At 60.5% G+C, this 14,468-nt stretch carries 17 protein-coding genes; 14 read left to right on the forward strand and 3 right to left on the reverse strand.

Annotation, left to right across the window (positions count from 1 at the left end; genetic code table 11):
• Positions 1–351 precede the first annotated feature (351 nt).
• The 14 genes from SSA02_RS00905 to SSA02_RS00970 all read left to right on the forward strand — a co-directional run bounded on the left by SSA02_RS00905 (position 352) and on the right by SSA02_RS00970 (position 10,682).
• A complete protein-coding gene (locus SSA02_RS00905) occupies positions 352–1,731 on the forward strand; it encodes a coproporphyrinogen-III oxidase family protein (RefSeq protein WP_147092056.1) in 1,380 nt (459 codons plus the stop codon).
• Between the two features lie 4 nt (positions 1,732–1,735).
• Entirely contained in the window at positions 1,736–2,449 is a 714-nt protein-coding gene (locus SSA02_RS00910) for an SRPBCC family protein (protein ID WP_147092057.1), read from the forward strand.
• The gene (locus SSA02_RS00915; RefSeq protein ID WP_147092058.1) at positions 2,442–2,891 is read left to right on the forward strand and encodes a hypothetical protein; all 450 of its coding nucleotides are present in this window, start codon (positions 2,442–2,444) and stop codon (positions 2,889–2,891) included. The genes SSA02_RS00910 and SSA02_RS00915 overlap by 8 nt, the downstream gene beginning before the upstream one ends.
• Positions 2,876–3,805, forward strand: coding sequence for a hypothetical protein (locus tag SSA02_RS00920; RefSeq protein WP_147092059.1), 930 nt, complete (start codon positions 2,876–2,878; stop codon positions 3,803–3,805). The genes SSA02_RS00915 and SSA02_RS00920 overlap by 16 nt, the downstream gene beginning before the upstream one ends.
• Positions 3,802–4,539 (forward strand): cyclase family protein, encoded by a 738-nt coding sequence (locus tag SSA02_RS00925; RefSeq protein ID WP_147092060.1) that lies wholly within the window; start codon positions 3,802–3,804, stop codon positions 4,537–4,539. Before SSA02_RS00920 ends, SSA02_RS00925 begins: the two co-directional genes overlap by 4 nt.
• Positions 4,536–5,687: a beta-ketoacyl-[acyl-carrier-protein] synthase family protein gene (locus tag SSA02_RS00930; RefSeq protein WP_147092061.1), complete on the forward strand. Its 1,152-nt coding sequence runs from the start codon at positions 4,536–4,538 to the stop codon at positions 5,685–5,687. Before SSA02_RS00925 ends, SSA02_RS00930 begins: the two co-directional genes overlap by 4 nt.
• Before the next feature lie 68 nt (positions 5,688–5,755).
• Positions 5,756–6,331, forward strand: a complete 576-nt coding sequence (locus SSA02_RS00935; protein ID WP_147092062.1) for a hypothetical protein — start codon at positions 5,756–5,758, stop codon at positions 6,329–6,331.
• Positions 6,318–6,782 carry an SRPBCC family protein gene (locus tag SSA02_RS00940; RefSeq protein WP_147092063.1) on the forward strand — a complete coding sequence of 155 codons (465 nt, stop codon included), beginning with the start codon at positions 6,318–6,320 and terminating at the stop codon, positions 6,780–6,782. The genes SSA02_RS00935 and SSA02_RS00940 overlap by 14 nt, the downstream gene beginning before the upstream one ends.
• On the forward strand, positions 6,779–7,195 hold the full coding sequence (locus SSA02_RS00945) for an EVE domain-containing protein (RefSeq protein WP_147092064.1): 417 nt from the start codon (positions 6,779–6,781) through the stop codon (positions 7,193–7,195). The genes SSA02_RS00940 and SSA02_RS00945 overlap by 4 nt, the downstream gene beginning before the upstream one ends.
• Positions 7,192–7,587, forward strand: a complete 396-nt coding sequence (locus SSA02_RS12625; RefSeq protein WP_186807614.1) for a hypothetical protein — start codon at positions 7,192–7,194, stop codon at positions 7,585–7,587. The genes SSA02_RS00945 and SSA02_RS12625 overlap by 4 nt, the downstream gene beginning before the upstream one ends.
• Positions 7,580–8,770, forward strand: coding sequence for an MFS transporter (locus tag SSA02_RS00955; RefSeq protein ID WP_147092065.1), 1,191 nt, complete (start codon positions 7,580–7,582; stop codon positions 8,768–8,770). Before SSA02_RS12625 ends, SSA02_RS00955 begins: the two co-directional genes overlap by 8 nt.
• Before the next feature lie 39 nt (positions 8,771–8,809).
• Positions 8,810–9,283 (forward strand): SRPBCC family protein, encoded by a 474-nt coding sequence (locus tag SSA02_RS00960; protein WP_147092066.1) that lies wholly within the window; start codon positions 8,810–8,812, stop codon positions 9,281–9,283.
• Entirely contained in the window at positions 9,283–9,714 is a 432-nt protein-coding gene (locus tag SSA02_RS00965; protein ID WP_147092067.1) for a MarR family winged helix-turn-helix transcriptional regulator, read from the forward strand. Before SSA02_RS00960 ends, SSA02_RS00965 begins: the two co-directional genes overlap by 1 nt.
• Before the next feature lie 251 nt (positions 9,715–9,965).
• On the forward strand, positions 9,966–10,682 hold the full coding sequence (locus SSA02_RS00970) for a 4'-phosphopantetheinyl transferase family protein (protein WP_147092068.1): 717 nt from the start codon (positions 9,966–9,968) through the stop codon (positions 10,680–10,682).
• Between the two features lie 420 nt (positions 10,683–11,102).
• Here SSA02_RS00970 and SSA02_RS00975 read toward each other — a convergent pair whose 3' ends face one another.
• From SSA02_RS00975 to SSA02_RS00985, 3 genes are all read right to left on the reverse strand, one after another.
• Positions 11,103–12,071, reverse strand: coding sequence for a 3-hydroxyacyl-CoA dehydrogenase family protein (locus SSA02_RS00975; RefSeq protein ID WP_147092069.1), 969 nt, complete (start codon positions 12,069–12,071; stop codon positions 11,103–11,105).
• 153 nt (positions 12,072–12,224) lie between these two features.
• On the reverse strand, positions 12,225–12,545 hold the full coding sequence (locus tag SSA02_RS00980; protein WP_147092070.1) for a hypothetical protein: 321 nt from the start codon (positions 12,543–12,545) through the stop codon (positions 12,225–12,227).
• A 320-nt stretch (positions 12,546–12,865) separates the two neighbouring features.
• A complete protein-coding gene (locus SSA02_RS00985; RefSeq protein ID WP_147092071.1) occupies positions 12,866–14,296 on the reverse strand; it encodes a sugar porter family MFS transporter in 1,431 nt (476 codons plus the stop codon).
• Positions 14,297–14,468: the final 172 nt, after the last annotated feature.

Here is a 14,468-nt window from a genome sequence, read left to right on the forward strand (position 1 = left end):
GGCTCACAACGCAGGTGATGAAATGCGATGCGGCATACCTCTATCTTAGGCTCTGGCTGGCTTCCGTCAGTTGAGATGACAGCCTCCCGGTGGCTTGCCCGCGAATCGCTCGAGCCGAAACGGGTAATTCAGGACGTCTCGAATCGTTTCTATGGATGATTCCCAATAGGCTCCCCGACTGAGGTCATGAAAATTTATATCATAATTTCAATAGCATAACATTTTTCGAATAAATTAGTAAGTTTTATTACTAGTATTATACAAATACCGTATTATTAACGTCATGTGCCCTGGGGTAGCCATTCCAGAACGCTTTTTTCGGAGGAGCCTGTGTATAAAAACCGCTGTTACATGCCTTTCATCCTTTACCCGCCGGACATGTACGATGTCTCGGGCCCGGAACGGTCGCAGGCGCTGGAAAACAGCCTCGAGCTGACTACCTCGGGCGCAGATTTCGTGATGTATCTGTCAGTTCCCTATTGCCGTGTCCGCTGCAAGGCATGTCCCTATTTTGTGGACCTGCTGCCGAAGGATAGCGACAAGAAGGCGTACCTGATGGATCGTTATGTCGATGCGCTGGTGCTGGACCTCAAGCGCCACGCGGCGACCGAACGCTGGGGTAATGCGAGCCTGCGTGGGGTCTATATCGGCGGCGGCACCGGCTCGCTGCTGGAAATCCACCATATGAACAAGGTGCTGGGCACGTTGTCGCGCTATTTCCGTCTGTCAGATGATTGCGAGATCACGCTGGAAGGGAATGCCGAGGACTTCACTCCCGAAAAGGCTGCCTATGTGGCCAGCTCGATCATCAACCGGGTATCGCTGGGCGCGCAATCCTTCCAGCCGGAGGTGCTGAAGACCGTAGGCTCACCACACAAGGCCAACCAGACCATCGAGGCGATCCGCATGCTGCAAGCGGCGGGTCTGGAACATATCTCGCTCGATATGATGTACAACATGCCAGATCATTCGATCGAGGCCTGGCGTCGCGATTTCGAGGTCCTGCGCGAGCTGGGCATCAAACATCTGACGACTTATCTTTACCGCGTCACGCCCGGCACCCAGCAGGACAAGCTGATCAAGGAGGGCAGAGTCAGTCAGGTCGCCAGTCCCGAAAGCGATGACGTCCACAAGATGCGGGCGATGATTGCCGAATTCGCACGGGATGCGGGCATGACGAATTACATGCTCGAGCATTATGCAATGCCAGGATACGAGTCGAAGTACAATCATTACACCATGCGTAATTGCGTGGACGCGCTTGGCGTCGGTGCCGGGGCCTATTCCTTTATTAACCAGCGCCGTACCGGCACGTCGAAGGATGTCGACGGCTATATCGCCGCCGTCGAAAACTGCGATCCGACCTTCACCACCGCTTCGATCCCGCTCACGCCGGTGATGAGCCGACAGCGCTACATGATATTCAACCTGCTCTATTACCGGGTCGACAAGGATCACTATGCCCAAAGCTGGGGCAGCGATCCGCGCACCGATTTCCCAGGCATCATGGACGGGTTGCTGCACGATTGTCTGATGCGGGACGAGGGAGACGCCTATGTTGTCACCGAACTGGGCCAGTCCTGGATACAGAACATTATGCTCGAATTTTTCGACGAGAGCATGTGGGAAAACTCTGTCGCACTCCAGCAGCAGCAAAGCAGCTGGGCCATGAACGATCACATGATCACCCTTGGCGCGTCCAAGAAACACCATTGGCTTGAGAGGGCCTGACGTCATGCTGAAGCAAATTGATCTACATCGCAGTGCCAGCGATGTTACCAATGTCCTGTTCGAACTGGGCGTGCTGGATGATGCCTTTCGGCAACCCGATCTGAAGGCCAATCTGCGCGACGACCTGGGCTGCGACAGTCAGGAAGTCGTCTCGGCCTGCGAACTCGTGTCGGCGCTCGCGCTCAGCGCCCCTCCGCTGGATGATGCCGATGTCGAGACCGTCGAGGATCTGGTCGGCTATCTCAGCGCGGCTCGCGACCCATGGCTGCCAGAGAATGAGCCTTTCGTAATGCAGGGCTCAATCGTGATCGATCAGGATATCGAAACGGTTTTCGGCTATATCCGCGATTATCGCATCTGGCCCGACGTTCTGGGACATGTCACCCGTATCGAGCCCGAGACAGACGACGGCACACTGCAAAGCTTCCGCATGCACATCGCCGAGCTGGGTACGGAAACCGAATATTTCGTGCAGTCCTGGCGCTACGTGAACGCGCAGCATCGTATCATCGATTTCCTTCAGCCGCGTCCGCCCGAGGGCTTTACCGTCCACAAGGGCGGCTGGCGGTTCGAGGCGATCGGCCGAGGCAAGACGCGGCTGATCAGCTTCCACGGGTTCCAGCTGGACGACAAGACTTCGGCCGAGGACAGCGTGGCGCTGATCCGCAAACACATCAATGCGGCACTGAACACATGGGCGCGTCGGGGCAATGTCTGATCTGTGTCTCAATCTGCTGACCCGGATCGACACAGCGGCAGGTGACGCGCCGCTTGACCGGATCTGGTCTCTGGACTTGTGGCTGGCCTCGCTGGCCCGGGTCAAGGCGGTCCACCGCCTTGAGGAGCGCGCGGATTATCAGCGCTTCGATCTGGTCTTTGACGCCGGACGAGTCCAACCCGACCGCGTCAGCGTCGAACGCCATCGCCGCGAAAATGCCGTGGATGTCGTGCATATGGTGCCGCCTCCGGGAGTCAGGGGACTAACGGCGACCTGGTGGACTGAGCCAGGTCAGGGCGCGGTACTGTTCGCTCGCCGCCGTATCCTGCTTGCCGAGGCTGACTATTCGCCAGCTCTGGCGCGCAGGATGTTCGGACTGCTGCGGGAAAACGTCGAAACCCTGATTGCAGCCGAGCGGAGGCCCTCATGCGTCTGCGCATAGCTATCGTGGGTGGTGGGGTAGCCGCCGGTCTGGCTGCCTCGATGTTGTCCCGGAACAATGATGTGGTGCTGTTCCGGCCGTCCCGCCTTAACGCTAGCCCTATCCCGGAAATCGTGCCCCGACGCGTGTTCTTCGAACGTGCTTTCCTGTCCCGCCGAGCCGAGGATCGGATTATTCAGGCGGCGGAAACCCCGGTCCGATCGGTGACCTGGCGCAAGAGCGGGGGCACCCGGACGCGCCGCCTTCGCACGGACAGTCGATATCTCGTCTATGACAAGGGGCGTCTGGCCAAGGCGTTGCTGGAGGAAATTTGCCTGCTGGATCTGGCCGAGAAGGATGTCCCCGAGATCGGCGCGGTCACGGGCTTTCATACGGTGCTGGACTGTCGCGGCGCCAAGGCCGTGCAGGCCGATCCGGCCTATCGGACCGAGATGCGTGGTTACGCCCGGACCCGATGCCGCTACATGCTTGCCGAGCGGCCCGATTATCTGGACCCCGCCACCATGGAATTCTGGTCGGAAACCACGGCTCTTGGCCACCGGCGCACCTTTTATATCGTGCCAGTGGGCGACTGCACGGTGTCGCTGGGCTGCTCGAGCCACCCTTCCGATCCAGTTGGGCATGAAGAGCTGATGCTGGCTGCCCGCGCCGCGGGAGTAGAGATCGCCGAGACGGCGATCCGCGTTCTCGGCGAGGCCGAGCCCAGACCGACCGTCACGCGCAAAAGGCTGAGCCAGGTCTACCCCTTGGGCGATGCCAACGGCCTGCCCTGCCCGCTGACGGAATACGGCACGCTTAAGGCACTGTCGCAGCTCGCGGTTATGTGCGGCGGTCAAAGCTTGCCGCATGATGTGCTGGCACGTCCGATCAGCAGCGAGGTGGATCCGCATATTCCGATGGAGCTGTTCGCATGAATGCATTTCAATGCATCTCGACTGCGCTTTATCCCGGCAATGGCGAGCCGGTGACGATCAAGGTCGACACGCTCGATCATGTTGCAGGGGTGGCGCATCTGTGTCGCGGCTTCGATATCGCACCGCAGGATTGGCCCGACGGCTACGGCATCTCGAACGAGAACGTTACGCTTTCGACGCATCAGGGCACGCATATCGACGCGCCGCTGCATTACGCACCGGGGTTATCCGACATCGCCGCCGCTCCAATCGACAATTTCATGGGCCAGGCGGTGGTCGTGACGGATACCGTCTCGGGTGGCGACACAGTCGACATTGATTTTGGTGTCTATCTTCAACTGCTTGACAGCCATGCTGGCAGCGCCCGGGCCGTCTTTTTCATCACCGGCGCTTATCGGCGCTATGGAGAGACAAGTTATTTCACCGATTTCAAAGGCGTTCCTGCCCGCTATGTCGAGGCGGCGCTGGATCGCGGATACACGCTCATCGGCACGGACGCGTTCAGCCTCGATCCGCCCTTCGCCGTCATGTCGCGTGCCTTTGTCGAAACCCGCGACCAGGCCGTGCTCTGGCCTGCGCATGTTCTGGGGCGCACCCGACCCTATTACCAGATCGAGCGTCTGTGCAACCTCGAGGATTTCGAGGGTGCCGAGCTGATCGAATTCATCGCTCTGCCTGTCAAGATTCATTGCGGGGCCGCCTGGACCCGCGCCATCGCCAGGAAACTGAAATGACGAAACTATTTATCGAAAACGCTGCCGCGCTCAGCCCACTTGGAGCCAGCCTGGATGAAATCTGGTCGGCGGTGATGGCCCGCAAGACCGTCTATGGCAAGGTCTCGCTGCCCGGGGACCGAAGCTTCTACGCGGCCGAGACGCGACCCGGCACCGGCTCGGACATTTCTGTCTATGCGCCGCTCTTCAACGACGCGATCCGCGGCATGGTCGCCGATTTGGGTATCGCTGAACCGGTCGACGCCGTCTTCTTTGCAACCGCAGTCGGCAACCTCGGCCAGGTCGAAAACGAGGTCTATGCGGGTCGCTCGATCACGCTGGATGATCTGGATTTTGCACAGGTCGAGGCAGTGTTTGCCGATACCCCTGCCTGGGGCCCCGAAACCCGCTTTGTTTCGGTCCCTACCGGCTGCTGCGCCGGACTTCAGGCAACCGGTCTTGCCAAGGCCGTGATGGAGCGCATGGGCATCAAGCGCGCCATCATCATGTCGCTGGATTTCGGGCTGACGCCGCTCGCCTTCGAAGCCTTCCACAAGATCAACGCCACGACCGGCTATGACCGCAGCGCCAATGCCAGCCCCTCGCGCCCCTTCTGCCGAAATCGCAACGGTTTTCTGTTTTCCGATGGTGGCGGCGCCATTCTGGTCAGCACCGAGCAAAGCTTTCCGGACCAGCCGTGTATCAGCGGCTATGGCTGCGTCTCCAGTGCCTATCATATGACCGATATCGCGACCGACGGCGACGCTATCGGTAAAAGCATTATGCTGGCCCTGCAACAATCGGGCCTCGCCGGGCACGAGATCGGCCATGTCAATCTGCACGCCTCGGGTACCCAGCAGAATGACGAGGCCGAATATAACGCTCTGCTGGCCACTTTGGGCAGCGACCTGCCGACAATCACTGCCTTCAAGGGCAATCATGGCCACGCGCTGGGCGGCGCCAACATGATCGAGTTGGCGTTGTCGTGGAAGATCCTGCGCGAGGCTACGATCCCGCCCACCCCCGAGCATTTACCCATCGACGCCTATGACGCCGTCACGCCGCGTAGCACGCCGCAGGCGCTGGACCGCCTGTCCATCCTCAAGACCGCCAGCGGTTTCTCGGGGATCCATGCCAGCCTCATTATGGAAGCGTCAATATGTGCATGACCTTTACCTGTGTCCTCTCGGGTGAGAACGCAACGCTGTCGGACATGAAAACAGGTGCGCAGTCGATCATGTCCCGTAGATCCTTCGACGGGCTGATCAGCCGCCGTCAGCGCGGCAAGCTGTCGACGGGCGCGCGTATCGCGGGCGGCATGTACAGTCATTTCGGGCTGACCGCGTTGCTGGAGGAGCTGGGGGCCGATCCGAAGGATACACCCATCGTGATCTACAACCGTTACGCCAACTGGGATTATGTCGCCGACAGCATGTGCAAGGATCAGCGCATGACGCTGGACGGGGTGAACAACTATGTCGCTACCGCTTGGTTTCCCGCGACCGTGCAGGGCTATCTGACCATCGTGAACGGCAACAAGGGTGAGGCGATCACCATTGCCAGCAAGGATCGCGGTCTTCGGGCCGCAGCGGCCGACAGCCTTTTCAAGCGCGATGCCAGCGGCGCGCGTCGAGGCGTCGTGCTGGTCGGCACCTTCGAGGCCATTCCCGCGAAAATCGGCCCCATTTCGGTCGATCGGGCCCTTTCCTGCGCCTTTGGCGCCTTCAGCCTGGTGACCGCCGAGAGCACCGAAGAGCAGATCGAAACCGCGCTGGACGCGCATCAGGAGCTTTACAGCCATGTCGCAATCTGAAACCAGAACCGCCCGCGTATTCGAGCACAGCATCGAGATCCCCGCTGAGGCCTCTCTGCAGATCTGGCAGGCCTGGTGCGCCCTGTCTCGCTGGCCCGATTGGGACACTTCGCTGCGTGGCGTCAACGCCGCCGAGGATGGGCTAGCGCTTGGCAAGGGCTTTACCGTTGTCCCCAAGGCGACCGCCGCGCCGATCCCGGTCAACGTCACCGCTTTCCAGGAAGGACGACACTTCACCACCAGTTCGATCAGTCCGCTGGGGTTGCTTTCCTTCGGTCATTCGATCTGCAAGACCGCCAGCGCGCAAGTGACCCACTCGGTCTGCGCCGTCGCGACGGGCGAGGCGCCGATTCCGGACACGATCTGGGAACGCCTGCGGTCGGATGTCGTCGAGAGCGTCACGGCTCTGGCGCGCATCGCCACGCTGCAAAATGATGAGGTCAGCGCATGATCCACTGGATCGCTGTCATCTCCCGCGCGCATGCCCGCATTGCGGCCGCGTCGGGATTTCTGCAGGTATGTCACGGCAAGGCGGGCCCGCTTCGGCGGACCCGCGCCGGGGACGAGGTTTTCATCTATTGCCCCCGCGAAGGCATGGGGGCCGGAGACGTCCTGAAGCGCGTGGAATTCCGCTGCACCTTCGACGATGACTGCATCTATTCGGTCGAGCAGGCGCCGGGCTTCACCCCTTTCCGCAAGGATGTCTCTTTCGATAAGGGGTTTCAGGGGGTGGCAATTCATGACGTCGCCGGGTTGGAGCTGACCGCATCTCCCCAGTGGGGCTTGCTGGCGCGGCGCGGTTTCTTCACCATCAGCGCCCATGACGCCGAGCTTCTGCGCAGTCATGACAGGGCTGCACGATGAGCGTTTCAGACAAGATCGTCGTGCTGTTCGACCAGATCACCGCGCCCGAGTTCTTTCGCCGGCTGGAATGGCCCTTTCTGGTCAAGGCATGGTCCAAGGCCATAGGCTGGCGACATCTCGCGCCGCACAAGGTAGAGCTGGAGCTGGCGGGCCTTGACGGCCTCGACAAGATCACCATCAGTCGGCGCGTGCGTGGGCAGAACATCTTCATCGGCGCGCGCGATGCCCAAGGTGATCTGATCCAGTCGGGCCTCTGGACCTTCGATGCCGAAGCGGGCCTGGGTGTCTGCTATCGGCGCGTCTACAAGCCCGAGCTGGCTGAGACGTTGCGCGAACGGCTGGCTGATTTCTGCTGCGCGACCTTCCTGAAGAAGGAACGACCCGATGTCTAATCCCTCGATTGCCCTCGGACAACGCACCATCGCCGACCCCTCGGTTCTGGTGCTGGCTCTGACTACCTTCGCGATCGGCCTATCGGAGTTCATCGTGATTGGCTTGATGGGGCAGATCACCGGCGATCTGGGGGCGACTCTCTCCAGCGGCAGTTGGCTGGTTGCGGCCTATGCTCTGGGCATCTCGGTCGGGTCACCTTTGCTAGCCTTCCTCAGTCTTGGTCTGTCTGCACGTCGCCTGTCTGTTATGCTGATCGGCGGCTTCACGATACTCAGCCTGGGCTGCGCCCTTGCACCGACGATGGGCTGGATGATCGCTTTCCGGGCGCTGGCGGGTGGGCTGCACGGCGCGTTTTTCACCGTCACCACGGCTAGCCTGCCCTCGTTGTTCGACGAAAGGCGCGCACCGATGGCGTTGGCGCTGATGTTCTCGGGGCTGACGGTGGCGATGGTGTTGGGCGTGCCGATGGGAATGGCTCTGGCGGGATCGTTCGGCTGGCCGCTTCCCTTCATCCTCATAGCGCTTTGCTCGGCCATGGGCGCGGTGCTTCTGTCGCAAGTGTTGCCCCAGGATTTCGGTCAGTCGCAAACGCCACGGATCAGGCTTTTGCGTCAGGCCGCGCTGCGTGCCGACCTGCTTTGGCCCTATGGCTTTACGGTCTTTGGCTTCGGCGGCGGCTTCGCCTTCCTCACTTATGCAGAGGCCTGGCTAACGTTGCAGGCAGGCCTCCCGGCCAGCGTCGCCAGGGGCATGCTGGGCGTCGTGGGTCTGGGCGCGCTGGCTGGAAACGTGCTGGGCGGGGCCTTGCCGCAAGTGCTGGGGCGGCCGCAGGCACTGCTGTTGGCCGTCGCGGCCCAGCTTCTAGGCCTGGCGCTGCTTCCGATGGCCTCTGGCATTGCTGCCATCGCGCTGGCGCTTCTCTCATGGTCGATGGGGGCCTTCGCCTCAGCCCCGATGGTGCATAGCTGGGCCATCGATATCTCGCGTGACACCAACGCCCGGATCGCTGCCAGCTTCAACGTTACCGCGTTCAATACAGGTCTCTCGATCAGCGCCATGATCGCAGGGTGGCAACTTGCCGCAGGTGCGGGGGTGCAGTCCTTGCCTCTGACCGCACTTGTCCTGGTCGCTCCCGCGCTGGCCATTGCGCTTGGCTTCGCGGCCATGACGCGGCCCCGTTAAGACTCCGTTATCGCAATCTCTCTCATAGGATTTCCTGAGATGTTTACATGGACTCATTCTGAAACCGTGACGACCCCAGCCAGTGCCAGCCAGATCTGGGCGCGGTGGGCAGATGCCGCTAACTGGCCCGAGTGGGATAGAGAGGTCGAATGGGTTCGGCTGAACGGCCCTTTTTCGAAAGGCACGACCGGCAAGATGAAACCCTCGGGTGGGCCGGAGGTTGCCTTTGAACTAACAGAGGTAACTCCGAATGTAAGTTTCACCGATACAGCGCGGTTGCCTTTGACCGAAATGGTGTTCACTCATGAATATCTGCCGCAGGAGGATGGAGAGCAGGCACGGATCCGACATTCGGTCACCCTGACCGGCCTTCTGGCCCCACTGTTCGGCAAGGTGATCGGGACCAAGATCAAGGCTCATCTGGCGGAAGCGATGGAAAAGCTCTCTTGCCGGGCAATGGCCGAAACCGACAGCATTAGCGAGACGACCCGAAGAAGGCGCGTGAAGGTGTAATGACAGACGAGAACAACCTAAACACGGAGTACGCCAGTCCGATGGACAGTCCCGGTTTCCGGTTTTGGCAGACCTTCCTGAATTGGCAGCGCCGGATCGACGTCGTGCTGGCACCCTATGACCTGACGCAGCCCAGTTTCAGCCTGCTGGCGATCTCGGCCTGGCTCTCGGAAGACAGCCACAAGGCGACCCAACAGCGCGTCGTGCGGCAAAAGGTCATCGTCGAGATGTCGCGACTGTCCAAGATGCAGGTCTCGCAACTGTTGCAGCGGCTCAACAGCAGCGGGCTGGTGACGGTTGAGCCTTATGAACTGGACCGTCGCGAGCGTCTGATCGAGCTGACCGAGAAGGGCTGGTCCGTCCTCCGCAAGACCATCGTGTTGGTCGAGGCCACCGACCGCGAGTTTCTGTCGAATGTTCGCATCAAATGACGATCGAAGGCCCCACGCCGGTGCCGATGCTCCTATACTCGTCAAATGGCTGATTGTGCTGTCAGAGGTTGGCAGGAGGCATGTTTTCAGTGTGGACCCTGTGTCTATGGCGGTCACGCGGTCTGGGCAGGCGAGTTGGTCTGCCCCCGCTGTAGCGGGTGGAAGGGGAGCAAGCCTACGTAACATGTCGCAATTCCACCCGAGATGTCGTATCGTAGCATGCCCTCCAAGGGAAACTGGCGGAGAGTTTCATGACTGAAACAGCCTCCCTTCTGATCGGGATGCCCTCGCAATGGCGGCTCGCAGGCGGGGTACGGCTGGCCCGCAGCCAGTTCGCGCTGCAAGGTCTGCGCGGCGGTGATGCGGTCCTGTTGGCGCGGGCGAACCTCTCGCAGGCACATCCCAAGCGACAGGCCGAGTTTCTGGCCGGTCGTCAGCTATGTCGCGCGGCCTTCGGGATCGAGGAGCTGGGCCGAGGGCCCATGCAGGAACCGATCTGGCCCATGGGCCGTGCCGGGGCGATCAGTCATAGCGGGGCTTCGGTTGCCTGTATCGCAGGGTCGGACAGGCGCCTGCTGGGCGTCGATCTTGAGGCGGCGTTGCGCCCGACCGCGCAGCAGGTCGTGGGAAAACGGGTGTTGACCGAGGAGGAGGCACGATGGCTCGCACCTTTGCCGGATGAGGCGAGGGCCTTGCTGCTGGGCGTGATCTTTTCGGCCAAGGAATGCGCCTATAAGGCGGTTTTCCCATGGATCGGGCGACGCTTGCCCTTCGATTGTGCGGCGCTTTTGCCCATGCCCGCTCGCTCGTGGGGGCGCTGGCGGATGAGGTTGACAGGTGATCTGGCTCCGGGATTTCTGCAAGGAGCGGTGCTGCGTGGTGGGTTTGTCTGGGAGGGGGATATGGTCCTGACCTGGATGAACCAGCCGCGCGATACTTGCCCGGTCGCGATGACCGTGGCGAAATAGTCTCGCAGCGCGGTGATGTCACGTTAATTGAAGTGAGGTAGCGGAAGTCCGCGAGAAGGATATTCAGACACTGAGAGCGGTTACGTTGCTCCATCGAGCGACACCCCTGGCCAGATAAATGTGCCGGGAAAAAGTGATGGTGATGGAAGCGGAGGGGACGAAGAGATTTCGGATTGGGCAGGAGACAGAGATTAAGCGCTGAAACCCGTCCGGCGAAAGGAAGCGCCATTTCGCGCCGTTCTGGTAGGGCAAGAAGGTTGCTATTACCATCAGGCGCGGACTGCTTGGCGGCGTTTTTCCTCTGGGGGTGCGCTGCCCCAATTAAAGGCCCCCAGACGCGCCATGCGTCATCGGAAATCACGGATCGCATCGTGATATAGGCCGATGACGTCTCACAACCTGACGGCCAAAATCGATGAGTCAGGGATTCGCGATCGGAGAGGGACCGAGCGTATCGAGAAGCTGCTTCATCGCCGCATAGGCCTTGTTGCGATAGGCGATGAGGGTGGCAAGCTGTTGGGGATCGAATTTTCCTGTAAAACCCTCGCCGGATTTCGTGCCGAATTTTCCCTCGGCCACGAGCGATTTCAGCAATTCGGGCGTTGCCATGCGGTCGCCGAAAGCCTCTTCGAACGTTTTGAAGCAGTTTGCATAGACATCCAGCCCGGCCATGTCGGCGATCGCAAACGGACCGAAGAAAGGCAGGCGGAAGCCGAAAGTGCTGCGCACGATCGTGTCGACATCTTCGGGTGACGCAATTCCTTCCTCGACGATGGAGTTCGCTTCCTTGAGCAGGACATATTGAAGCCGGTTGAGAACGAAGCCCGGTCGGTCCGCCACGATTGCCGAGCTGCGATTGGCCCGGGCGAGCATGTCCTTGACTGTCGCAACCGCCTCAGGCGTCGTGGCTTCGCCGCAGACGAGCTCGACTCCCGGGATGAAGGGCGCCGGATTGCTGAAATGGACGGTCAGGAAACGCTCCGGATTGGTGACATAGGGTGCGAGCGTATGTACGGGCAGGGTCGATGTATTCGTGCCGATGATGGCATCCGGGCGTGCCGATCCGCAGATGCGTCGGAAGACGTCGGATTTGATGGACGGAACTTCGGGCACAGCCTCCTCGATGAAATCGACATCTCGTACAGCGTCCTCGATGGAGGTGGCAGCACTCAGATTGGTCCGGATCGTCTCCGCCGTACCGGTCGGGAACAATCCCTGTTCCTCGAATTCCGATGCCTCGCGCAGGAGACGCTGGAAATTCGTCTGGGTCGTCTCGGGCGATGCGTCTGCAATGACGACCTTCATGCCACCATTGGCCAGAACCTGAGCGATACCGCCGCCCATGTAACCGGCGCCGATCACGGCGACTGTTTCGATCCGTTTGTTCATGTCTCGTCTCTCTCGTTACCTGCCGCATGCGTCGCGACAGAAGGGGCTCTGCGTGACGCAAAGCGCCGTTTCATTCCATGTCCGGATGAGTCCAAGTCTTCGTCCGCCGGAGAAGGACGTTGCACAAGATGCCATGCAGCTATCGGAATGGGATCATGCTCTTTCCCCCATGAATACGCGCAATGTCCTTGCGACGGGGAAGAGCGAGATAGCGTCGGCATCGGGATGCCCGACGTTGCGCTCCGCTCCGCCATTGGCCGTGCGCGCCCATCTCGCACCCGGGATGCCGCCTGCGCGATCGGCCCGGAAATCGGCCGCCGCCGCGAGAATGCCCGGAGGACCGGCATCGATCCTGGCGGCATTCCTGCGACTCACGCCTCCGGAAAGCGGGCTGAAGAGATGGCGACAGGACGAACAGGCGCCCTCCAGCGCATCATGCGCGAATGCGCCGGGTTCGTTGAAAACATGGGTCATGTCAGATCAACGGGGCAGAAATGACGGGGAGAACCGTGCCGCAAGATCCCTGCCCGGACGTTATCGGAGATAACGATCCGGATGCGGTGTGGTCTTGCCGGGGTCGGGTACTGCCGCTTTTTCTGTTGCCCTCTCCTTGCATCGGGACTGATAATCACAAAGAAAAGTTACGAATTATCATTATCGTGTGAGAGAGGCGTCGTCCAATACGATTAGCTGATAAGACCATAACGCTCTTCCGATAGCCCCTATGGCGGATCGGTGCCATGCTGCGCCTCCCCCGGAAGGGGGAGGGAACAGGTTGCGTGTCACGCGCGATATCAGACCCCGATATGGCGGAGGGCTTTGCCCGCCATGAGATTGCGCTCGATCTTCTCGAGGCTCATGCCTTTCGTTTCAGGGACGAACAGGAACGTCAGGATGATGAACAGGGCATTGAGTGCGGCATAGAGGAAGAAGGTCGGCCCCGGTCCTGCCGCCTGCAGAAGGGTGAGGAAAGTGGCGCCGACCACGAAATTGGCGATCCAGTTCGTGGCTGTCGAACAGGTGACGCCGAAATCGCGCCCGTTGAGTGGCTGGATTTCCGAGCACAGGATCCAGACCATAGGCGCTGCCGACATTGCATAGCTGATCACGAAGACGATCAGGACCGCGATGGCCGCCATGGCCAGACCCGGTGACCCGACACCGGCGTTCAGAATGACGCCCATGCCGATCATGCACAGGCACATGACGAAAAATCCGGTATAGAGCAGGGGCTTCCTGCCGAGCCGGTCCACCACACCGATGGCAATGAGGGTCGCAAGGGTCATCAGCGCACCGATGGCGACCGTTCCCCACATCTGGTCCGTGGCCGAGGAGAGACCGGCCAGCCCGAGTATTTTCGGCGCGTAATACAGGATCACGTTGGCACCGGTGAATTGCTGCATGAACTGGAGCATCATGCCGAGATAGGTGGAGCGGCGAAAATCGGGGTTCCTCGCGAATAATGCCGGACCCATCTGCTTGATACGGAGACTCTCGCGGATGCTGTCCCGTTCCGCCGTGGCCGCCTCCACGTCGTTCTGTCGCAGCTTGAGCAGAACGGCGAGCGCCTCATGGTCGCGGCCTTTCGTCATCAGCCAGCGCGGACTGGTGGGCAGGAAGATCATGGCCGCGACCATGATTATGGCGGGCAGAGCGATGATACCGAGCATCAGCCGCCAGTTCTGGTAATAACCGAGCCATGCGTCGCTGAGATAGGCGACGAGTATGCCGGCCATGATCGCGAACTGATAGCAGGAGATCAGGGAGCCGCGCTGTTTTTCGGGTGCGATCTCGGACAGGTAGATCGGCGCGATATAGGACGAGATTCCGACCGCGATCCCCAGTACGATACGAGCGCCGATCAGGGTGTCGGCATTCGGCGCCAGAGCTGAAACGAGCGCGCCGAGGGCGAAGATGAAGCCGCTGACGAGCAGCGTTTTCCTCCGTCCGAAATGGTGGGAAAGCCATCCACCGATGACGGCACCGCCGATCGCTCCCAGCATCATGGCGCTGACGACCGCCTCCTGACGTGCACTCGACAACGCGAATGCCCTGGCGATCAGATCGAGCGCACCGGAAATGACTCCGATATCCATGCCGAACAGCAGACCGGCAAGCGCCGCGATCGGCCCGACAATATAGATGATGGGGATACCCGTGGCACGCGAGACCGGGATATCCGGACGATCCTTGTTTTCACGAGACGATGGCGGGTGCGTAACCATTTGGGAGAATCCCTCAATCAGAGTGGCTGAGTGAGGGTAGCGATAGCGAAAATCACAGGAATTACGTTATATTTCTCGTTATAACGAAATAACCTGTGATTAACGGGTTAGATATCCCATAACGTCAGTCCGTCCCTTGCGTCACCGGAGCGTATCCCCGATGGCGCATCCG

The sequence above is a fragment of the Swaminathania salitolerans genome, assembly GCF_007988945.1.
Classification (GTDB): domain Bacteria; phylum Pseudomonadota; class Alphaproteobacteria; order Acetobacterales; family Acetobacteraceae; genus Swaminathania; species Swaminathania salitolerans.